The organism is Halorubrum rarum, from assembly GCF_048380895.1.
Taxonomy (GTDB): Archaea; Halobacteriota; Halobacteria; order Halobacteriales; family Haloferacaceae; genus Halorubrum.
The window spans coordinates 1-20,421 of sequence record NZ_JBLWMN010000029.1 but is presented as its reverse complement, the minus strand read 5'-3'; the positions used below and the strand labels follow the sequence as shown (position 1 = coordinate 20,421).

Annotated in this window: 20 protein-coding genes and 2 tRNA genes; 11 read left to right on the top strand and 11 right to left on the bottom strand. The window is 62.7% G+C overall.

What is annotated here, in order from left to right; all coding sequences use genetic code 11:
• The coding region (locus ACNSN7_RS15190; RefSeq protein ID WP_418283145.1) for a hypothetical protein at nucleotides 1–232 on the top strand (232 nt) is incomplete at its 5' end.
• Between the two features lie 186 nt (nucleotides 233–418).
• Here the strand turns inward: ACNSN7_RS15190 and ACNSN7_RS15185 are convergent.
• The 3 genes from ACNSN7_RS15185 to ACNSN7_RS15175 all read right to left on the bottom strand — a co-directional run bounded on the left by ACNSN7_RS15185 (nucleotide 419) and on the right by ACNSN7_RS15175 (nucleotide 3,803).
• A complete protein-coding gene (locus ACNSN7_RS15185) occupies nucleotides 419–721 on the bottom strand; it encodes a cupin domain-containing protein (protein WP_418283144.1) in 303 nt (100 codons plus the stop codon).
• A 1-nt stretch (nucleotide 722) separates the two neighbouring features.
• Nucleotides 723–953, bottom strand: a complete 231-nt coding sequence (locus ACNSN7_RS15180) for a DUF2249 domain-containing protein (RefSeq protein ID WP_418283143.1) — start codon at nucleotides 951–953, stop codon at nucleotides 723–725.
• Between the two features lie 129 nt (nucleotides 954–1,082).
• Entirely contained in the window at nucleotides 1,083–3,803 is a 2,721-nt protein-coding gene (locus ACNSN7_RS15175; RefSeq protein WP_418283142.1) for an AAA domain-containing protein, read from the bottom strand.
• 176 nt (nucleotides 3,804–3,979) lie between these two features.
• On the opposite strand from ACNSN7_RS15175, the gene ACNSN7_RS15170 reads away from it, so the two are divergent.
• Both ACNSN7_RS15170 and ACNSN7_RS15165 read left to right on the top strand, forming a co-directional pair.
• Entirely contained in the window at nucleotides 3,980–4,408 is a 429-nt protein-coding gene (locus ACNSN7_RS15170) for a universal stress protein (protein ID WP_418283141.1), read from the top strand.
• 179 nt (nucleotides 4,409–4,587) lie between these two features.
• Complete coding sequence (locus ACNSN7_RS15165; RefSeq protein WP_418283146.1) at nucleotides 4,588–5,298, top strand: HD domain-containing protein; 711 nt, start codon at nucleotides 4,588–4,590, stop codon at nucleotides 5,296–5,298.
• A 14-nt stretch (nucleotides 5,299–5,312) separates the two neighbouring features.
• Here the strand turns inward: ACNSN7_RS15165 and ACNSN7_RS15160 are convergent, their stop codons facing one another.
• Together ACNSN7_RS15160 and ACNSN7_RS15155 are read right to left on the bottom strand one after the other, a co-directional pair.
• On the bottom strand, nucleotides 5,313–6,017 hold the full coding sequence (locus ACNSN7_RS15160) for a TetR/AcrR family transcriptional regulator (protein ID WP_418283140.1): 705 nt from the start codon (nucleotides 6,015–6,017) through the stop codon (nucleotides 5,313–5,315).
• Nucleotides 6,014–6,214: a hypothetical protein gene (locus ACNSN7_RS15155; RefSeq protein WP_418283139.1), complete on the bottom strand. Its 201-nt coding sequence runs from the start codon at nucleotides 6,212–6,214 to the stop codon at nucleotides 6,014–6,016. The genes ACNSN7_RS15160 and ACNSN7_RS15155 overlap by 4 nt, the downstream gene beginning before the upstream one ends.
• 215 nt (nucleotides 6,215–6,429) lie before the next feature.
• Here ACNSN7_RS15155 and ACNSN7_RS15150 point away from each other — a divergent pair, with 215 nt between their 5' ends.
• Both ACNSN7_RS15150 and ACNSN7_RS15145 read left to right on the top strand, forming a co-directional pair.
• Entirely contained in the window at nucleotides 6,430–8,124 is a 1,695-nt protein-coding gene (locus ACNSN7_RS15150; RefSeq protein ID WP_418283138.1) for a COG1361 S-layer family protein, read from the top strand.
• A 99-nt stretch (nucleotides 8,125–8,223) separates the two neighbouring features.
• Nucleotides 8,224–10,710 (top strand): efflux RND transporter permease subunit, encoded by a 2,487-nt coding sequence (locus tag ACNSN7_RS15145; protein WP_418283137.1) that lies wholly within the window; start codon nucleotides 8,224–8,226, stop codon nucleotides 10,708–10,710.
• Nucleotides 10,711–10,765: 55 nt separating this feature from the next.
• On the opposite strand, the gene ACNSN7_RS15140 is transcribed toward ACNSN7_RS15145, so the two are convergent.
• The 4 genes from ACNSN7_RS15140 to ACNSN7_RS15125 form a co-directional block, all read right to left on the bottom strand.
• Entirely contained in the window at nucleotides 10,766–11,425 is a 660-nt protein-coding gene (locus ACNSN7_RS15140; RefSeq protein ID WP_418283136.1) for a thymidine kinase, read from the bottom strand.
• Between the two features lie 433 nt (nucleotides 11,426–11,858).
• A complete protein-coding gene (locus ACNSN7_RS15135) occupies nucleotides 11,859–12,344 on the bottom strand; it encodes a hypothetical protein (RefSeq protein WP_418283135.1) in 486 nt (161 codons plus the stop codon).
• A 614-nt stretch (nucleotides 12,345–12,958) separates the two neighbouring features.
• Nucleotides 12,959–13,795 (bottom strand): hypothetical protein, encoded by an 837-nt coding sequence (locus ACNSN7_RS15130; protein ID WP_418283134.1) that lies wholly within the window; start codon nucleotides 13,793–13,795, stop codon nucleotides 12,959–12,961.
• A 401-nt stretch (nucleotides 13,796–14,196) separates the two neighbouring features.
• Entirely contained in the window at nucleotides 14,197–14,496 is a 300-nt protein-coding gene (locus ACNSN7_RS15125; protein WP_418283133.1) for a hypothetical protein, read from the bottom strand.
• Nucleotides 14,497–14,975: 479 nt separating this feature from the next.
• Here ACNSN7_RS15125 and ACNSN7_RS15120 point away from each other — a divergent pair, with 479 nt between their 5' ends.
• Together ACNSN7_RS15120 and ACNSN7_RS15115 are read left to right on the top strand one after the other, a co-directional pair.
• Nucleotides 14,976–15,194 (top strand): hypothetical protein, encoded by a 219-nt coding sequence (locus ACNSN7_RS15120; protein WP_418283132.1) that lies wholly within the window; start codon nucleotides 14,976–14,978, stop codon nucleotides 15,192–15,194.
• A gap of 3 nt (nucleotides 15,195–15,197) precedes the next feature.
• Nucleotides 15,198–15,410 carry a hypothetical protein gene (locus ACNSN7_RS15115; RefSeq protein WP_418283131.1) on the top strand — a complete coding sequence of 71 codons (213 nt, stop codon included), beginning with the start codon at nucleotides 15,198–15,200 and terminating at the stop codon, nucleotides 15,408–15,410.
• 345 nt (nucleotides 15,411–15,755) lie between these two features.
• Here the strand turns inward: ACNSN7_RS15115 and ACNSN7_RS15110 are convergent.
• Nucleotides 15,756–15,829 (bottom strand) — tRNA-Tyr (locus tag ACNSN7_RS15110).
• A 153-nt stretch (nucleotides 15,830–15,982) separates the two neighbouring features.
• Between ACNSN7_RS15110 and ACNSN7_RS15105 the strand changes: the two genes are divergently transcribed.
• Nucleotides 15,983–16,771 carry a hypothetical protein gene (locus ACNSN7_RS15105; protein WP_418283130.1) on the top strand — a complete coding sequence of 263 codons (789 nt, stop codon included), beginning with the start codon at nucleotides 15,983–15,985 and terminating at the stop codon, nucleotides 16,769–16,771.
• 15 nt (nucleotides 16,772–16,786) lie between these two features.
• Here the strand turns inward: ACNSN7_RS15105 and ACNSN7_RS15100 are convergent, their stop codons facing one another.
• The gene (locus tag ACNSN7_RS15100) at nucleotides 16,787–18,406 is read right to left on the bottom strand and encodes a S8 family serine peptidase (RefSeq protein WP_418283129.1); all 1,620 of its coding nucleotides are present in this window, start codon (nucleotides 18,404–18,406) and stop codon (nucleotides 16,787–16,789) included.
• A 117-nt stretch (nucleotides 18,407–18,523) separates the two neighbouring features.
• Between ACNSN7_RS15100 and ACNSN7_RS15095 the strand changes: the two genes are divergently transcribed.
• The 3 genes from ACNSN7_RS15095 (at nucleotide 18,524) to ACNSN7_RS15085 (ending at nucleotide 20,274) form a co-directional block, all read left to right on the top strand.
• Nucleotides 18,524–19,168, top strand: coding sequence for an SRPBCC family protein (locus ACNSN7_RS15095; RefSeq protein WP_418283128.1), 645 nt, complete (start codon nucleotides 18,524–18,526; stop codon nucleotides 19,166–19,168).
• A 111-nt stretch (nucleotides 19,169–19,279) separates the two neighbouring features.
• Nucleotides 19,280–19,351: transfer RNA gene (locus ACNSN7_RS15090), tRNA-Ala, on the top strand.
• Between the two features lie 659 nt (nucleotides 19,352–20,010).
• Entirely contained in the window at nucleotides 20,011–20,274 is a 264-nt protein-coding gene (locus tag ACNSN7_RS15085) for a hypothetical protein (RefSeq protein ID WP_418283127.1), read from the top strand.
• The last annotated feature ends 147 nt before the right edge of the window (nucleotides 20,275–20,421 follow it).

Genomic DNA, 20,421 nt, shown 5'->3' with positions numbered 1-20,421 from the left:
GAGGGGCGGCGCGCAGCAAGGCGCGCGAGTCGTCGTGGCTGGGGCTTTGCAGGTGTTCACCGCCAATCCGAGGAAGACCGCTTATAAGCGAGCGGCTGGGGCTTTGCAGGTGTTCACCGCCAATCCGAGGAAGACCACTTATAAACGATCGGCTGGGGCTTTGCAGGCGTTCATCGTAGAGTCGGCGATCACTTATAAACACCCGCCAGCAACACCCCCGTTTCACGTATAAACACCCGCGCCACCGATCTGGTACACCCACTCCCGCTCTCGATCGCCACCGTTCCTGTACTGAGCGATCTGGGGAGGGTGGTGTGGAGATATCAATTACTGAATATTTCAACGAAGCCGGTAGGGTATCTCGGTGCCGCCGACTCTCGGCTCCGCGGCCGTCGTCACGCTACGCGCGGTACGACCGTCACTCCGCGCGCGGCGCGAGCACGATCAGCGCCGTCGACGGCTCCGTCGCTCGCGGTGAGATCGGCTGATCACCGTCGAAGCGGACCAACTCTGAAGCCGTCACCTCGTGGGACTCCCCGTTCAACTCCAGCGAGAGTCTCCCCTCGAGCAGATACAGTAGGACCTGTCGGTCGGGGTGGTCGTGTTCGGGGACGGACTCGCCGGCCGACAGCGACAGCCGGACGGTTTTCGGCTCCGCGCCCGGAAAAGCGACGGCGTGTGGCTCTCCGTCGAGATCCGGGAGGCTGACGCGTTCGACCATCTCACTCCACCTTCGGGAACTTCGCGACGAACCGCTCGTCACCCTCCCGTTCGACGCGATAGTTGTCCGCATCGAAGGCGTCGACCTCGGCGGCCATCTCGTAGTACAGGGGTTTCGGCTCGTGGTCGTTGACGATCGTCAGCGTCTCGCCGGGATCGAGCCCCGCGAACGTCTCGTGAATCGTCGTGTGTCGGTCCACCGGCGGGATCTCGCGGACGTCCAGTGTCGTCATACGATCGACCATCGGGGACTCGGACACCTCCGTGTTGGGCCGAACCGGTTCGGCCCGCTCGGCAGACCACACGCGGCCGGCGTGGGAGAACGCACCCGTGAGTGAACGCACCCGTGAGGAGGGAAGGCGTCAGCGCTTCGCCCACTCCACCATCCGCTTATAAAACGGGTCGGACGCGAGCGCGGCCTCGTCGCCGACGAGCGTCAGTTCCTTCTTGGCACGCGTGAGCGCGACGTTCACGCGCCGATGGTCCTCGAAGATGGGCCCGTCGAGGTCGCCAGTGGCGACGAACGAGACGACGATGACCTCCTTCGAGGACCCCTGGAACCGGTCGACCGTGTCCACGGTCACGTCCGTCCGACGGCCGATCTCCGCGACCTGTGCGCGGAACGGGGCGATGACCCCGACGTCGTCCGGATCGATCCCGGCGGCGACGTATGCGTCGACGATTCCCGCGACACGCTCGGCCTCTCGGACGTTGCGGTTGCCGTCGCGGGAGCCGTCGGGGTCAACGAAGTTCACGCCGCCACCGAGTTCCGCGGGGAGACCCGCGACGTCGACGCCCAGATCCGAGAGCGTCTGGCCGGCGACCGCGGGCGTCGCCGGACGCAACGCGCCGTCGTAGAACTCCGCGGACGCGAACGACTGGATCCGCTGGCTCATCCGGTACTGGCGGTCGAGCATGACGCTCGCGTCCGGATACGTCTCGACCAGCCGCTGGAACAGCGAGCGCTGGAGGTCGTTCTCCGCGCGAACGACCGGCGGAAGCTGCTCGTGGTCACCGACGAGCACGAACCGGTCCGCGAGCCCGATCGCGGCGTGGGTGCTCGGCTCCGTGAGCTGTGAGGCCTCGTCGACGACGGCGACGTCGAACTCGCACTCCCGGAGCACGCGCGACCCGCAGGCGGCCGTCGTCGCGGCGACGACCGAGGCGTTCCGGAGCTCCGCCGCCTTCTCCGAGGGATCGCCGCGCTGCACCAGCCGCACGTCCTGCATGTCCTCGCGGACGCCGGTCTCCGTGCCGACCCGAACGACGTTCTCGAACCCCTGATCCCGGAGCGCTTCGAGCGCGTTGTCGACCGCACGGTTGGTGAACGCCGCGAGCAACACGCGCTCGCCCCCCTCACTGAGCGCACGGATCGTCCGGGCGATGGTGTACGTCTTCCCCGTTCCCGGCGGCCCGTGGATCAGCGCGCAGTCCTCGGCGTCGACGGCGAGCCCCACCGCGTCGTTCTGGGCGTCGTTGTTGTCGATGTACGTCGGATCCGATCCCTTCGGTTCCGTTCGCACGTCCGAGCCTCCCGGGTCGGTTTGCAAGCGTGAAAACGCCGGCTCCCGTCGCCCGAAGAGGACGTCCTTGCGGTCCGGATCGCCTTTCAAGACCGCGTCGTGGAGCGCCGTAAGCATGCGGTCGACGGAGATCTCCGACGGGTACACGTCGAGCCGTCGAAGCTCGACCGGTTCGTCCGTCTCGACGACGACCTCGTCGCTCAACTCTCGGATCCGGCCCAGTTCGGCGTGCCCGTTGACCGGATCGCCGTCGCTCGCGAGCGCCACGTCGCCCTCGCGGAGCTTCGAGACGGCGTCGTCCGGTTTGCGCGCACGGAGCTCCCAGCGGTTCTCCGCGATCTCCGTCTCCGAGACGGGTTCCAGACCGATCAGCGCGCGGTCGTCGGCCGCACGTTCCTCGGGCGTCTGCTCCCACAGCTTCCGGTACTCGGCGTGCGTCTCGCGGCGCTCCGCCTCGATCGCCGTGTAAAACCGGTCGAAGTAGTCGCGTTCCTCGTCAGGAACGGGCGTTCCCACCCGTCCCGCCTTCGACTCCTGGTCCAGTCGACCGGAGACGACCATGCAGGTGTCCTGCTCGAAACAGTACTGACAGGTGGCGTCCGCCTCGTAGCCGGTCGGTACCGCGGGACGGTCGCCCGCCCCGTTGAGCGCGCGCCACTCCATCGCGGCGAGCGCGTTACGCTCCCTGACGACGAACTCGAGGAGACCGTTGCCGACGGAGAACTCCTTGGCCGGAGCGAGGTCGCCGGACGCCTCGTTGCGGTCCAAAGCGGTGTTTTTGGTGTACAGCAGGGTTCCGATGTCGGGATCGACGCCGCGCTCCTCGAGCATGAGCGCGTAACAGGCCGCCTGTATCTTGTCGTGAAATCTCGGCTCGCGGTTCGTGTTCTTCCCCGTCTTGAGTTCGACGGGAGTCCCGCGGCGGAGCGCGTCGGCCCGCCCCTTCAACCCGAACGTCGGCGAGATCAGCGTGAACTCCGATCGCCACGTGTCCTCGTCGGTCAGGGTTCCCTGTGCGAGCCAGCCCTCGATCGCCGCGGCGTTGCGTCGCACCTCCTCGGCGACCGCGGTCGGCTCGTAGCCGAGCAGCCCCAACTCGAGTCCCGCCTCCTCGACGCGATCCGCGACGGATTCTTCGAGATCCATCCCCCGAAGCAGGTCCCCGAACACCTCGTGGACGATCGTCCCCTTGACGACCGGGTAGTTGAGCGGGATCCCCGAGAGCTTGTTCAGGTAGTACATCCGCGGACACTGCACCCACGACCGGATCCCGGTTACGTCGACGAGGAAGTCGGGTTCGAGCACGACCCACGAGTCGCCCGTCGTCGCGTAGCCGGTCTCGCCGCGGAACTCGTTCTCCTCCGCATCGACGACGAGCAGTTCCATCCCAGGATCCGCGTGCTCGGCCGTCTCCGCCCACTTCCCCCACAGAGTCACGTCGACGGCGTCGGCTGCGCCCCGCTCCGGGCGGATCCGGAGCTCGCACAGCTCCCGCTCGCCGTACGACGTCGACACCGTCCGCGTCTCCTCGACCGAGAGGATCGGCCCCCGTACGTTCACGCCCGTTCTCCACGCCCACAGCGAAAAACGCTGTCGGTGAACGTCGTTCCCGTCTGCGCCGGGCGGACACGCCCCGATCGGGAAGACGACTCGCTGAGCGTGTTCCACGTCGACGGCGATCGGTCCGGACGTTCGACCGTCACAGCAGTTATGTGTCGAGGTTCGGTAGTCGACACATGGTCGATACGGTCCTCGTTGCCATGGACGATTCACCGCTCGGCCGGGAAGCGCTCGCGTACGCACTCGACACGTTTCCCGACGCACGTATCGTCGCCGCACACGTCGCGTTCCTGGAGTTCGACATGCTTCCGACGGACACCGAGGAGGTCTTCGAGGCGGATCCGAACGACCTCGGCGGCGTCGGCGACGAGACCGCACAGTCCGTCTTCGCGACGATCCGCGAGACCGCAGGGGATCGACCGGTCGCCGTGTCGTTTCTGACCGGCGAGCCGGACGACCGGCTCGTCGAGTACGTCGAGTCGGAGGGGTTCGACGAGGTCGTGTTGGGGACGCACGGACGCGAGGGCGTGTCGCGACTGCTGATCGGAAGCGTCGCCGAATCCGTCGTTCGTCGGACGGACGTACCGACGACGCTCGTGAAGTGAGCGACGACGCTCGTGAAGTGAGCGACGACGCCCGTGAACTGACCGACGACGCCCGTGTAGTAACGAGACGTTTCCGTTCGACAAGCGATCGATACTCGGGGGCCCCCGCCCGTCGTAACGACTAAGAACGAAACGCTCCTCCATCATGGTAATGAACGATGAGTTTTTCGGTCTCAGGGGTGGTCACCGTGGGCGTCGAGATTAAGGAAACGGAGGTGAGCGACGAGGACTTCGCGGAGATGAAGCGGTTCGTCAGGGACTACCTCTCCGCGAGCGTGGAGAGCGAGGAGGACGGCGGGCGGATGCGCTGGTACCCGTGGCACTCCTCGGAGTACCGGTTCAATCACATCCGAAACGTCATCGAGCTCGCGACCGAGATCGCCGTGGCGGAGGGTGCGGACGTGGACGTGGTCCGCGTGGCTGCCGTCTTCCACGACGTCGCCAAACTGGAGGCCGACCAGGACGTCCACGCCGAGGCCGGGGCACGGGTGGCTCGCGAGTACCTTCAGAGCCGCGGGAACTACCCCGAATCGTTTATCGAGGAGGTGTGTGGAGCGATCATCGATCACTCCTACACCGGCGATCTCGAGGACGTTCCCCTCGAAAGCCGATGTCTGATCGAGGCGGACATCCTCGACAAGGTCGGGGCCAACGGTGCCGCGTTGATGCTGTTACGGATGGGCTATGAATCTCGAACCCACATGGACGCCGCGAAGATGGTCGATCGCGTCCTGCAGCGCGGGCGCGACCACACCGAGCGCGTGAGCTCCGACACCGCAGAGAGCATCGCACACCAGCGGATCAAGCGCGTGAAGTGGTTCCGCGAGTGGCTCGAGGGAGAGGTCGCCGGCATCGACGGCGACCTCGGCCCGGATGAGGAGCCCCGATAGCCGCGTGCCGGTACTCACTCCTCGGTCGTAACGTGCGGGAGCGTGGCGTCCAGATAGCGATGGATGCCGTTACGTGCGTCTTCGACCCATTCTCGGTCGCTCGTCGTTGCCCAGCGAAGCATGCCGCCAGTCGCGAGCGTCTGGACGGTCGACGCGACTTCACGGGGAGGGACCGCCCTCACCTCGTCCCCCCGTGTATCCTCCGTCCGTACGTCGGTCCCCCGCGTGTCGGCCTCCCGCGTGTCGTCCACTGGCGTCCGCCGCTCCGCATCACCGGCGGCGTCACGGACGGCGCGTTCGAGGAAGGATCGAAACACGCGATCGCTTCGGTCGAAGTGCCCTCGATAGGCGTCGTTGTGGGCCGCCTGGGCGCGGAGTTCGACGAGCGCCCTGAAAAAGCGGCTGTTCGGTCCGTGCTCGTCGATCGAGTCGGGATCCGTCATCGCCCGGACGTAGCCGTCGATCCGCTCCCGTGGCGGCGTCTCGCACGTCTCCGCGGACAGCGTCTCCTCGAACCCGGTGAGTAGGAACCCCAACAGGTCGACCAACAGCTCGTCTTTCCCGTCGTAGTGGTGATACACCAGCGAGGGGCTCTTCTCGAACTCGTCACCGATCCGCTGGATCGTCAGGTCGGAGTATCCGTGTTCACACAGCGCGTGATACGCCGCACCGAGGATCTCCTCGCGAGTGTCAGCCGGCTCCGAGAACGGGTCGTTCATCGGTCCCTGCTGGGTGGCGTCGACGTCTCCGGTCCAGCAGGTGGCGCTCCATCGGTACTGGAGACGCCCGCTCCATCGGTACTGGAGACGTCCGGTCCATCGGTACTGGAGACGTCCGGTCCGCTGACGCCGGGGATGGCCGAACCACGGCGAAACCGATCGATCAGTGACTCCTTGCCGACCCCCATTTCGCTCATGGCCGACCTACCAACTCGTCGTATATAGCGCTCCTGATTGAACGTTCATTCAATACGCTTATTGTCGACGGCCGTGAGTCGAGTCCCATGACTCGAACGGACGCCGCCCGGGTACCCCGCACCCGAAGCCGGTCGGTCGACGGCTCCCCCTCGATCGATCGATCCTCCACCCGTCAGCCATCGACCGCCGCCTTCCGATCGGACGGAGTCGATCGATGACGAGGACTCGACGACCGACTGTCGCCTCCGCGATCGTCTGTATAACTGCAGTTACGGTCGCACTCGCGATCGGCCTCGCGGGCGGTTCCGCGGGCGCGGCGGATGCGGGACTGGTCGACGGACCGACCGCGCTCTCCGGAGGCCCGCTCGATGACGGCGTCGTCGCACAGACCAACGGGTCGGGACAGGTCCGCGGCTCGCCGGTGTTGGACGCGTACCTCTCCCAGCCGACCGTGCCGACCGGGGGCGAATCGACGGTGACCGTCGATCTCCTGAACAGCGGCGAGATGCGAACGGGCAACGACCTCGATCCCCGGCTGACGACCGCCCGGAGCCTCCGCGTCGAGGCGGACGCCGACGGCACGCCGCTGGCGGTGACCTCGGGTACGATCGCGGTCGGCGACGTCCCGACCGGAACGCCGACGTCGGTCCCGATCGAGGTCGCCGTCCCCGACGACGTCGCGGACGGCGAGTACGACATCGAGGTCACCGCCCGCTACCGGTACACGAGCCAGATCGTCCCGGGATTCACCAACCACAACGACCGCTCGACCACCGACCGCTTCGACGTCACGGTCGTCGTCGACGACGGGGCCCGGTTCGCGATCGTCGACGCCGACACGAACGCGCAGGTCGGCGGAAGCGGCGACGTCTCGGTGACGATGGCCAACGTCGGCGAGGCGACGGCCCACGGCGCGTACGTCACCGGTGCCGCCACCGGAAGCGAGGTCGTCGTCGGGGACGGACAGAGCGACGTCTTCGTCGGCGATCTGGAGCCCGGCGAGAACCGGACGGTCACCTTCGACTCGACCGTCTCGCCCGACTTCGCGGGCGATGCGTACGCCCTCCAGTCCACGGTGCAGTACCGCGACGGCGACGGGGCGGAAGCGGAGTCGCCGGCCTCCCGGACCGGGATCACGCCGATACCGACACAGGAGTTTCCGATCGACGACGTGACTGGCACCCTCGAGGTGGGCTACTCCGGGACGGTCGGCGGAACGATCACGAACGACGGCCCGCTCGACGTCGACGACGCCGTCCTGATCGCCGAGCCCGCGAGCGAGCGAGTACAGCTCGGAGAGACGCGATACGCGCTGCCCGAACTCGAAGCGGGCGAGTCAACGGAGTTCGCCTTCGACGCGGACGTGAGCGGACAGGCCGATCCCGGTCCGCGACAGATCCGATTCACGGTCGAGTACACGAGCGGCGACGAGCCGATGACGATCGACACGACCGATCGGGTGGAGGTCACGCCTCGGCGGGCCGAGTTCGACGTGAGTGCCGCGAACCCGACGATCCCCGCGGGCGAGTCGCGATCGATGACGTTCGAGATCACCAATCAGCGTCCGGAGACGCTGTCGTCGATCAATGCGGGACTGTACGCAGACAGCCCGCTGTCCGTCGTCGACGACTCGGCGTTCGTCCCCGAGCTCGAACCGGGCGAGTCGACCGAGATACGGTTCGAGGTGGCGGCCGCCTCGGACGCGACGATCGAGACGCATCCGGTCGAACTCGACTTCCGGTACGACGACGAACGGGGCAACGACCGGATCTCCGACGTGATACAGTACCCCGTCGAGGTCACCGAACCGGAGACCGACGACGACGGACCGTCCCTGATGCTCGTCGTCGTCGGCGTCCTCGTCGCCCTCGCCGCCGCCGGGGGGATCGTATGGTACCGGCGACAGTGATCCGATGTCCGTGCTGACCTTGACCCGGACGAGACCCGAAAGGGGGACGCCCCGAACGCCCCGACGGATCCGGACGCCCCGACGAGTCCGGAGGCGACCGTGACCGCCGCGGACCGCATGGTGGACCGTGTCGACGCCGCGGTCACGGGTCGTCCGGTCGTCGTGGTCGTCGCGTTCCTCCTCGTGAGCGTCGTCGCCGCGGGCGGACTCGCGGCGATCACGACCGCCGCGGGTGCCGACCAGTTCACGGAGGACATCCCGGCACAGCAGGCGTTAGACGACATCGACGAGGAGTTCGAGACGTCGATCGGGTCGGACGCGACCGCCGCACAGCTGATCGTCTCGGACGACAACGTGCTCTCGCGTGCGGGTCTCGTCCGGATCTTGGAGACCCAGCATCGTCTGGAGTCGCGGTCGACGCTCCGGGTGGGGTCGACGACGAGCCACGCGAACGCCGTCGCGCGGCAACTGGATCCGACGGCCGAGACGCCCGCTGACCAGCGAATCGCCGTCGAGGAGGCGACTCCCCGCGAACTCCGACGAGCGATCGAGGAGGCCGACGAGACGGGCGCGATCGACGCACAGGTGTCCGCGGAGTACAACCCCACCGCACAGCGGGCCGGCACCGCGATCGTCGGGGTCACGTACGACGTCCCGGGCTCGGCGAGCACGGAGCGGGTGACGGAGCTCCAGACGCGCAGCGTCGAGGTCGTCGACGGCGTCCCGGGCAACGAGGCGGGCGAGAACGCGATCCTGTTCGGCCAGGGGATCTTACAGTCGGAGATCACCGCGCTGTTGAGCGACACCGCGATCCTCGTGTTCCCGGCCGCGCTCCTGTTTATCACCTTCTTCCTGCTCGTCGCCTACCGCGATCCGATCGACATGTCCATCGGGCTCTCCGCGCTGCTCATGGCGATCCTGTGGACGTTCGGGTTCATGGGGTACGCGGGTATCGAGTTCTCCGACTCCCTCATCACCGTCTTCCCGCTGCTGCTCGCGGTCGGGATCGACTTCGGGATCCACATCATCAATCGCTATCGCGAGGAGCGACTCTCCGGGGGAGCGATCGGCGACTCGATGCGGATCACGACCGACCAACTCCTGATCGCCTTTCTGCTCGTCACGATCACGACCGTGTTCAGCTTCGTCGCCAACCTCGTGAGTCCGTTCCAGCCGAACCGTGATTTCGGGATCGTCGCGGCCGCGGGGATGGTGTTCACGCTGTTGGTGTTCGGTGTGTACCTCCCCGCCGCGAAGGTACTGGTCGACCGCTGGCGCGAACGCCTTCCGGTCCCCGAATTCGGGACGACCCCGCTCGGCACCGGCGGCTCGCGACTCGCCGGCGTGCTCCGCATCGGCGTGGACCTGTCGCGGATCGCGCCCGTCGCCGTGGTCGTCCTCATCCTCGTCGCCGGGGCCGCCGGCGGAGCGTACGGAACGGGCGTCGATACGGAGTTCTCCGAAGAGGCGTTCTTCCCCGACAACGAGCGGCTGGAGCTGTACGAGAACCTCCCCGAGCCGTTCGCGCCCAGCGAGTACACGTTCCTCCAGGTGCTCACGCTGTTCGAGGAGGAGTTCGAACAGGATTTCGTCGGGTCGGTGACGCTGTACATCGATCAGTCCGTCCGCGACGACGACGCCCTGGAGCTGATCGACCGCACCGCGCGAAACCCGCCGGACACGTTCGAATCGAGCGACAACTGGCGTGCGGACTCTACGAGCATCGTCACCGTCATCGACGACCACGCCGAGCGGGACCCGTCGTTCGCGCGAACCGTCGATCGGAACGATCGCCTCGGAACCGGCGTGCCCGACCGGAACGTCGACGAGGTGTACGACGAGCTGCTCGCCTCGGAGGCGGAGGGGCAAGCACGTGGATACATCGCGGCCGATCGCGGAAGCGCTCGGATCGACTACACGATCAAGCCGGGAGTCGACGGCTCGGCGGCCGTCGCAGACGTTCGCGAACTGGCCGAGCGCACGCCGCTGGAGGCGGTTCCGACCGGCCAACTCGTCGTCAACGAGTCCGTCATCGACATCCTGCTCGACTCGGCGGTGCGGAGTCTGATCGCCGCGTTCGTTCTCACGGCCGTGTTCCTCATGCTCTCGTACCGCTATCTGGAGGGGAAAGCCGTCTACGGACTGATAAACCTCGTTCCCGTCCTCGCGACGGTCGGCCTGCTCGCCGGGTCGATGCGGCTGCTCGGCATCTCGTTGACACCGATCAACGCGCCGATCCTCTCGGTGTCGATCGGGCTCGGGGTCGATTACACCGTTCACTTCGTCCATCGATTCGTCGACGAGTACAAGGCCGGAACCGACATCCAGCGCGCGCTCGACGTCACCATCCGCGGAACCGGCGGCGCGCTCACCGGGAGCATGCTCACGACCGTCACCGGCCTCGGCGTGTTGTGGCTCGCCGTGATCCCCCTGATACAGGACTTCGGGGCCCTGCTCGGGCTCGGCGTGTTCTACGCGTACCTCTGTTCGATCGTGTTGGTCCCCTCGCTCGTCGTCGTCTGGGACCGATACGGCTCGCTGGTCGGGCTCGGCCTCGACGAGACGCTTCGGGCGGACGCGGAGTGAGAGACGCCTTGAGTGGACGCGGAGTGAGAGCCGTTTCGGGCGGACGCGGGGTGCCCTACGTGCCGCCCGGATCGGGTGAGTGCGTGTGTGCGGTAGCGTCGCGGCGGCTTCGGCCGCCGTCCGGGCGCTCGCCGGTTCGAACGACGTGGCAGTCGCGACACCGCGCCTCGTAGGACTCCTCTGCGCCGACGAGGATCGTCGGGTCGTCGACGTGGGCGGGCTCGCCCTCGATCAGTCGCTGGTTGCGCGTCGCCGGCTCGCCGCACTGCGAGCAGATCGCCTGCAGCTTGTCGACGTACTCCGCGACCGCCATCAACTGCGGGATCGGCTCGAACGGCTCGCCACGATACGTCTGGTCCAGCCCCGAGACGATGACGCGGGTCCCCCGATCCGCGAGCGTGTTGCACACCTCGACGAGCGCCGGCGAGAAGAAGTTCCCCTCGTCGATCGCGACGACCTCGGCAGTCGGGTCGTCGTCGAGGATCGCCAGCGGGCCGTCGCCCTCGTTGTCGACGACGGTCGCGTCCCACTGACGACCCGTGTGGCTCCCGATCGTCGTCTCACCGTACCGATCGTCGACCGCGGGTTTATAAACGGCGACGGACTGTCCGGCGATCTCGGAGCGGCGGAGGCGTCGGAGCAGCTCCTCGGTCTTCCCCGAGAACATCGAGCCGGAGATGACCTCGACCCAACCCGAGCGGGTGATCGCGTGCATGGCGGATCGACCACCAGCCAGCGACTAAACGATTCCCTTCCCGTCCGCCTCGGGCCGTGTGCCGGGACGGAGTGGTCCAGTTGATCACGACACTCTCTCGGGTCGAGGAGTGAGTACAACGCACCTCTCGACCCGTTTAGGTCCGATCGCGACCCAACGCACGAGACGGTCGCTCACGAACCCGCTCGACAATACCTATTTGGGGGTGTTGGCACTTGAATCTACGCGAAAACGGTTATACGGGAAGTCACTCCGCATTGTACAAAATAATCAGATCGGGATGATCGCTGTCACGGAACAAGTAATTGTCCATGTGCGAATAGGCCATAGATGATTCCAACGACGACAAAGAAGTAGATGATGACGCGGAGGATGGTTTCCAACTTGGTCAGATTGATCGTGGCATACTGACTGTCTTCTTCACTCACCATGATTATTCAGTTCCTCCAATACGCTGGAGTTCCTCCTTTCCCGCTACCGTAACGTTATACAGGCTACTACCATCTGCGTCTTCCCCGACACGCGCGACTAAACCCCTTTCTTGTAATGTGGACATAGCGGCATATGCCGTTCCTTCGGGTATGTCTACCTCATCAAGAAGACGCTTTGTTGTAACTGGCAATTCATCACCAAGGCCCGCAAGAGTCGTAAGAAGGGTTTCGTGGGACGTTCCAGACCGAATCTTATTGATTTTTTTGTCCTTTTTGTCTGGGTTTGTCGTACCGTAGATGGTTGCCTGTTTGATGTTGGCTCCATCATCCACATTTGGATCCGATCTGACTCCTGACTTTGTACTAACTTGTACCTTCACGTGCTTGAATTCGCTATCCTCTTTGAAGCGCTCTAAAGTCGATATGATTGATTCTACAGCATTCTTGCCCTCCGCCTCAAACGTCATCTCCATAACTCCGTCGTCCATACCTACGTGTTATTCTCCGCATACTTAGTGTTTGCCCACTTGAGGGAATGTGTGTGCGTATGCTTATGGGTATGCGTATGAGGAAGGCACTATTATTACAACACTATATAGTATGATTATAATAGAGGGTTGAGCCTGCTGGAGCCGCCTTCCGGTTGTCGAACTTCGATCTCACCTGATTCGAGAGGCGTAACTCCGGTACCTATCGTCACCGTATCGCAACAGAACTCCACCAATGCGGATTGAACCACCTAATAAGGCTGTTCACGGTGCTTACAAGTGCTATGCTCCCGTATCTGTATTTACGGGATAGCAAATTGAAAGCGGGAACAATCTCGTTAGTTAGCAACAGGTACACAAATTAATGGCTTTAATCTTGAGAAAGTAAATAGAGGAGGCTGAGGCCGACAGTAGCCACACCGGGTATGAGGAATTCGAGTGTTAGAACGAATGTGGGAGGTACGTAGCAAGAGAAATAACGACACTCCCACCTCCAAAAGTCTGAATATGACTGATTATTCCTCTTAAAACAGTCGCAATTAAAAATGCTCCGGCAAACATACCAAGAAACTGCCGGGGAGACGGGACTTCGGTCATCCGTTCCAAGACTGACTCTACGCCAGTCTTCGAACCTGTGGAGCAAGCCGGTTGAAAATTTCTTCTGCCCGAGTTCCGGTATCAACCGGTTCACTCCAGTCAGTCTCACTCCAAGCGACAACGTAGATCCCAGACTGAAGGATGTTCATCGTTAGGTCGTCATCACGGGAGCCGTGGAGTTTTTCGATGAACATCTTTTCGGCCGCTTCGTCCACTAAAGCAGTACCCTTGAGATTTTTACCCTCATTACCACCGCTAAATTGCTGACTCTCAACCGTCTGGGTGAGTTCGTTAAGGGCCTCAGCCAAGGGTGTATCTGGGTCAAAGTCTTCACCTTCAGGGGAGGAGAATTTGAAGACTGTAATTTCATCTCTACTATCGTAGAAATCCTTCATCATCTCCTGAGTGAAGGGATAAATGTGAGTATTACCCTGAACATCCAAATCAACGAGTTTTCCAATGAAATTGGGAATCCACGGATCAATTAGGCCCTGTCGAGATTCAAAAGCAAACATCCCGTTCTCGAAGTAGAACACACGGGGGCGAACCAACTCTGGTTGATTACGTTCTTCTTCTTCACCGGCTTCGTTTCGGACGACAATACTATTCTCCGTATCAGCCACATAAATAAAGTGACAGAAAGAGAGTTCACCGTGAGTATCTCCGAGATAGGTCGTACGACCCTTTTCACGGTATTCCAATTCACCACCAGAGACGGGATCATCTTCAACACGACGGACCATCTCAAAGTTATCATCCATTGAATCAATGGATTCCTTCACTTCTTCAGGGGAAGGCAATTCGTCTTTTGGAAGGTCAATCTTCCCAATTTTGTATCGTTCTGATTCCGACATGTGATATATCTGTCTAGATGGCGTGTGGATTTATAAACTTTATTTGACCGTGGTGGAAGTAAAAATCGAAAGACTCGGGCGACATGAATCTATCTGTGTAGATGATGACACGATCTAATTACGATAGGGGGTTGAGCGAATTTCCCGAATCCTCACTCTGTATAACTTCGATCTCACCAGACGGGAGGGGAACTACCTCTGTATCTTTCGTAACTGTATGTCCTTGCTGTCGTGCGTATTCCCGTAGCGCCAATTCGAGAATCGCTTGACTCTCGAAGGTGCGATTAAGCGAGTAACGCCGACCCTCCAACTCGCGGCGTTCATCCCCCGATACGTCTTGGCGAATCTGGGCGATCACCTCGCTCGGTACGTGGATCGTCACGTCTTCCGATCGCGCCATCTCACTTACCCCCGATCTTCTCGCGCAATTCCTCGCGCTTCAACTCGGCTTCGGAAAGGTTCGAGTCATCAGATTCGACGGCTCCCGACTCACGCGAGTTGCCGGTGATCTTCTCGCGCAATTCATCCTGCTTTGCTCGTATTTCCTCATCCGAGGCAGACGGCTCCTGAGCGTCGAGACGTTCCCGTAGGACGGCTTCGATCACTTCTACAAAGGATTCATCCTCCTCGAAGTCGCCGGCTTCTCGAACCTGTTGAGCAAGGTGTACAAAGTCGTCGTTACTCGTCTTTAGAGCGTCCAAGATAGTCGTCTGCCATCATCGAGACGAGCGTTCCGCGAGGAACGCCGCTTGCTTCTCCGCCAAGGGCTTCATCCCCTACTTGGCGGATCTTCTGTTTAGTCGATTCAGTTACCATGATGTACTTATCTCGTTTTGTCATAATATCATCGCACAAATCTCGAAAGGGGAGAGGCCCCGCATTCGAGGACTGCCGGATAGTACCGGAGTTGGGGAAGTGATGAACTTCTCAAAGTACGACGATCCCCACTCAGACGCAAGTAGGTATTTCAACTTCTTGCGTATATTAATGTTATAATTCCAACCACTTAAAAATTTCGGTTTGTTGATAGTTTGGTTCGCAACTTCTCCAAGTCCGTGAGAAGCACCACCTTCAGGGACTATATTATATATACGACCAAGATAGGGTTGGAGTCAACTTAAGATACTGTCTTCTCGATTGAGGAGAAGATTATTATTTGTTGACAGACTATTCTGAGGAAATGGAACCGCTGATTAAGATACTTGTACCATCGGGCATCGGGATTCTCATTGTATTCTTGGGTGTTATCGATCCCACTTGGGAGAAAGGGTCACAGATAGCCGCAGGAGTGGATATGGCCCAATTAGGCAACTTACTTGGAGATTGGGTAGTCTTCGGTCTACTCATTGTCATCGCTTTAGTGTTACTTGGAGTAATTCAACGAGCCGCAGGAGGATAAGTAATGGATGACAAAATTATGAAGTGGCTTCTACTGGGAGGTGTTGGTGTTTTTATCATATTTTCAGGTGGAGTAATTAAATTTATTAACAGATCGCAAGAAGTTCCCGTAGGCGAATTTCCCGGCTTGGTGCGAAATTTCGTTGTTTTCCTTCTTGTAGCAATGTTGGTTCTTGGGATATTCGCGTCACTTCGAGAGTGGTTTAGCGGCATGTGAAGAACCATTAAAGACTATTGGGATAGATAGATCTCTACCCGATCTTGTGGCTCAGGTAAGCGTACCGGCTGAGAAGAAATTCTAAAATTCCTACTTAAATAAAAATGTCACTTTCTGCCTTGTACGCGGTGACCCACTGCAGAGGAGTTCAATATGCGAATACCTGCGATAGGTGGCCTGAAGTCCCCGAAATACCAAGTTCTACCTTCATCAAGTACGTACAACTATACGCGAATCAACGGACGGCGTTAACCCGAACAAGGGGACCTGTTCAACTCATTTGAACGCGAACCAAATCGCACGACGGAAGCGACTCCCTCAACACCAAAGCGTTCCACGAGGAAGTCCGCCCTCCCCGATTTGAACGGGGGGCAAGCCGATCTACAGTCGGCTGCTCTACCAAGCTGAGCTAAGGGCGGGCGAGTTATCGTAGTCGCCGGATCGGACTTAAGGGTTCTCTTTCGGTCCCGTTCCGGCGGTCGCTGTCACGATCGGAACCGAACGACCGTAGCCCTCCGCGGCGCCGTCACGGCTCGCACCGTTTTTAAGTCGGTTGCGACGCGAGCGGGGGTATGAGCGACGGCGACGACAGACAGGCCACGTTCGGGGCCGACGGCAGTCTCGAAACCGACACGACGCCGGACGCGACCGGCGAGAACGACTTCGGCGATCCGAAGGAGCCGAACGAGACCGACGGCGGCTACAGCCGGTACGACGTGTCCAGCCTGCTTCAAAAGGCGGTCAGGCGCTCCGACGAGGAGGTCGCCGCCTGGGCCGCGTGGGAGCTCGCCCGGTCGGGGTACGCGTGGAACCTCTGGGAACGCCTCACCCTCTACGTCGTCGAGGACCTCCGCGCGGGCGAGACGGTCGCGCTCACCATCGAGCGCTACGAGGAGCTCGCCACGGAGCGCTGGGAACCCGACGAGTGGAAGGGGCGACTCTGTGCGATCCACGCCGCCCTCGCGGCCGCGAGGGCGACGTCGACCCGCGAGGCGTCCAACGCCGACGAGTACTTCCAGCGGGTCGCGGACCGCCGCGTCGAGGCCGCCGAGCGCGGCGAGGAGCCCGCACACGACTTTCCCGTCGGCGACCTGGAGCCGGGCGGCGAGTTCGACGCGATCTTCGACGGGCACACCGGCGCGGGGTCGCGGCTCGGACGCGGTACGCGCTTTTTCAAGACGCGCGGCGCGCGAGTCGGACCGAACGGAGAGTCCGAACAAAGCGCGCGCTGGCAACGCCTGGCGATGCTCCTTGACGACGAGCACGACTACGCCGAGGCGGAACTCGACCGCGCGGTCGAACCCGTCGATCCCGAGGACCCGTGGACGGAGCCGGACGAGATCGGCGACGGGTCGACGTAAGCCCGCGAACACCCCCTATTCGTGCCGACCGACCACCGCCGTCGCCATCGCGGTCACAATCACTGCGACGACGCCGACGCCGACACCGAACCCGGGCGTCCGATCGCTCGTGGCGGGGTCGACCGCCTCGGGCGTCGATGGCGGCGTCGCAGTCGGCGTTGGCGTCGGCGTTGGCGTCGGTTGCGGTGCCGTCTCGATCGATGACTCGACGGCCGCCGTCGCGTCGACGACCCCGTGTCCGTAGCGGTCGTCCGGTTCGACGTCACCGTCGGGGCGGACCGCTGTGTCGACGATCACGGACTGCAGGTCGTCGCCTTCGATCCGCCCGTCGGTCGCGGCGACCGCCAGCGCCGCGATTCCGCTGACGTGCGGAGCTGCCATGCTCGTTCCCTGCTGTTCGACGTAGCCGTCGACCGTTCCGGCGTCGGCACTGAGTACGTTGACGCCCGGTGCGGTCACGTCGGGGACGACGTAGCGATCCGGCCACTCCGCTGGCGGGTCCGCGAACGCCGCCGTCTTGTTGATCGACTCGCCGCTGGAGAACGTCGCGACCGTTCGGTCGGTCCGAACCGCACCGACCGCGAGCGAGTCGTACGTGTTGGCGGGGGACGACGACGTCCCGGGGCCCGTGTTGCCGGACGCGGCGACGACGACCTTGTCGGCTGCCCGGGCGTTCCGAACCGGCCGGATGAATCCGCCGAACGTCCCGTTCGCGCCGAGGCTCATCTGGAGAACGTCGACCTCCTCCGCCGCGGTCGCGTGTTCCATCCCGGCGAGTACGCTCGCGAACGTCGCCATCCCGTCGGCGTCGAAGGTGTCGATCCCGTACACGCTCGCGTCCGGCGCGACGCCGATGTGCGTGCCGGAGGCGTTTCCGCCCGCGACCGTCCCCGCGACGTGCGTCCCGTGTCCGTTCGGATCCGCGGCGTCCGCGAGGTCGTCGCTCACGAGCGTCCCGTTCTCGTCGTACTGTGCCCACCCGTCGAGATCGATGTCCTGATGGTCGGGATCGACGCCCGTGTCGATGACGGCGACGGTTGCGCCCGCGCCCCGCGTGTCGAACCGGTTCCAGGCGTCGGGCGCGCCGATCAGTTCCAGACCCGAAGTGTGTTCGCCGGGCGGTGTCCCCGTCTGAGACGTGGTGTCTCCCGTCCGCTCCTCGCCGAACGCTCCACGCCGCTCGTCGGTCTTGGATCCGAGCGTCCCGATCTCGACGTTCGCGTGGATGTCCGTCACGTTCGCCACGGCAAGCAACTCGTCGGCGGCGACCGCGTCGGCGTCGACGACCACGAGCATCGCGTTGACGAGCCAGAACTCCGATTCGATCGTGATCGCGTCGTGTTCGGCCGCGAACGCCTCGAAGGCGACCTGCTCGGCGGCGGCGTGATCGCGGAGTTCGTCGGCGACGGCGTGGTCGTCCGCGTCGGGTTCGCCGTTCGGCGTGAACCGGACGATCACCTCCGTCGTCCCGTTCGCTCCGTCGAGCGGCTCCGTTCCGATCGGACCGTCGAGAGCGGTGACCGCGTTTCGGTCGGACGCGTCGACCGCGGCGACAGCCCCCGTGAGAAGCGTGACTCCGACCGCGAACACGCCCACAAGGGTCAGGACGCGTCGCAGTCGTCGACCACCGTGCATATTCGTGGGACGACGGGGTCGGGCAAATAGGTTCGGTCCTGACGACGTCGACGTCGACGTCGATGTCCCCCGGTCGAAGGGTGGACGATTTATACGCTCTCGCCCGAACGTGACGGCGTGGACGAACTGGTCGTCAGCACGGAGGTGTACGCCGACCCGGCGGACGTGTACGAGTTCCTGCTCGAGTTCCCTCGATACGGCCGCTACTCGGAGTACCTCCGCGAGGTACGGACGCTCGCCGGCGACGGCGGTCCCGGAACGCGGTACGCGCTCACGTTCGCGTGGTGGAAGCTCACCTACACTGCACACTCGGAGGTGACCGACGTCGAGCCGCCCGTGCGGATCGACTGGGCGATCACGAAGGACATCGACGCCGGCGGCTGCTGGCGGATCACGCCGCTCGGCGATGGCAGCGAGGACGCCGACGGGGATGGGGGTTCAGGCGACGGAGACGAGCACGACGCCGGGAGTGGGGAGTCCGACACCGAGAGGGACGGCACCGACGAGGACGGCACCGACGGGGACGGCACCGACGACGGGCCGACCTGTCGGGTCGCGTTGGAGGTCGAGTTCGATCCGAGTTCGGCCAGCTCCGACGCACTCGATCTTCCCCGACTCGTCTCCTTCAACTGGGTGCTGAAGAAAGCAATCCCGCTCATCAGGTCGGAGGCCGAGCGCGTCGTCGAGCGAGCCGTCGCCGATCTGGAGGGGCGAACGCGAGAGATCGATCTCGACGTGTACGTCGATTCCACGCGAATCTGAGCCCGACGAGTGTTGGACAGCAACGACCCGCCGACCGTGTGGCTGCGTCCCGCTCGTCCGTCGAGTCGAAGCCCTTAAGAGATACACGACGAAACTGGAAGTTACCCACGAGGGCTCGTAGATCAGTGGTAGATCATCCCCCTGGCACGGGGAAGGCCCGGGGTTCAAATCCCCGCGAGTCCATTCCGACTCCTCCGTCGTACCGGTTGTTCTCAAACACACAGTAGAAGCACTGTGCCGTGCAGTATCGGGTAAACCGCTGTTTTACCCGCGTCCCCCAGAGGATCGATTAGCCTCGGGGTCCGAGGGCACATCACCGCAGTCGTGCGATTCTCTTCGGGTTGACATCCTCTCCGCCCTGAAGGGCGAAGATTCCCACGGCACCGCGCCGCTGGGTTGGGATGGTTACGGTTTGTAGCAGCCTCGAAAGGCGCTACTGGCTGTGCCAATCAGCCGTTACTCCTATCCCGGCATGGGATTCGGAGATACTTTTGCTGACTACATCCCGAAATCCAAGCACAGAAAGGGATGCTTTCTGCGTGGAATCGGGGAATCCCGATATTGTCCGATTAGGTGGGCGGACAGGCCGCCTCGGTTAACTCTTAGTATGATAACGACTCATGTAAAACATCCGGACAGAGCGTTGGCGTCGTTGATGCAGGGCGTTGTCAGATTCGTCCCCGCGCTCAAGCACCGGGCTTTCTCCTTGCACTTCCGTAAGAGCCGATGACCGCGTCAGAGAACACGGTTCTCGATCCGGTCTACTGTGAGTTCTGTGGACTTCCGATCGACGAGGGCGAGCGCGAGCAGTGTCCCGCCCTCGATAGCGGGGTATGTCACCCATGACCCAGCTGGAGCGCACGGCCGGCGACGGGAGTCGCTACCTCCTCTGTGGTCGCCACGTCACCGAGCGATTCGCCGCCCTCTACGGCGACGAGTGGGCCGTCAAATTAAGGTTCGAAGACTGTGAGATTGCTCCGTGCGACGTTGTGAGCTTCCGATTGGAGAAATTCCTGATTCACGCCCGAGAAGACGGATCTGAGCCCGGAAATACTTCAGCAGACGAAGGAACCCGCTCTGTTGAAAATCCTATTTTTAAGATATAATTGGGTTGAAACAGTCGGTCGCTGAAGGGTGCTTCTTGATCGATAGCGGGAGTACGTGAATCAGATCGGTGGCGCGGGAGTTTATATGTGGAACTGGGGCGTTGCTGGCGGGTGTTTATAAGCGGTCTCGCTCGGATCGACGATGAA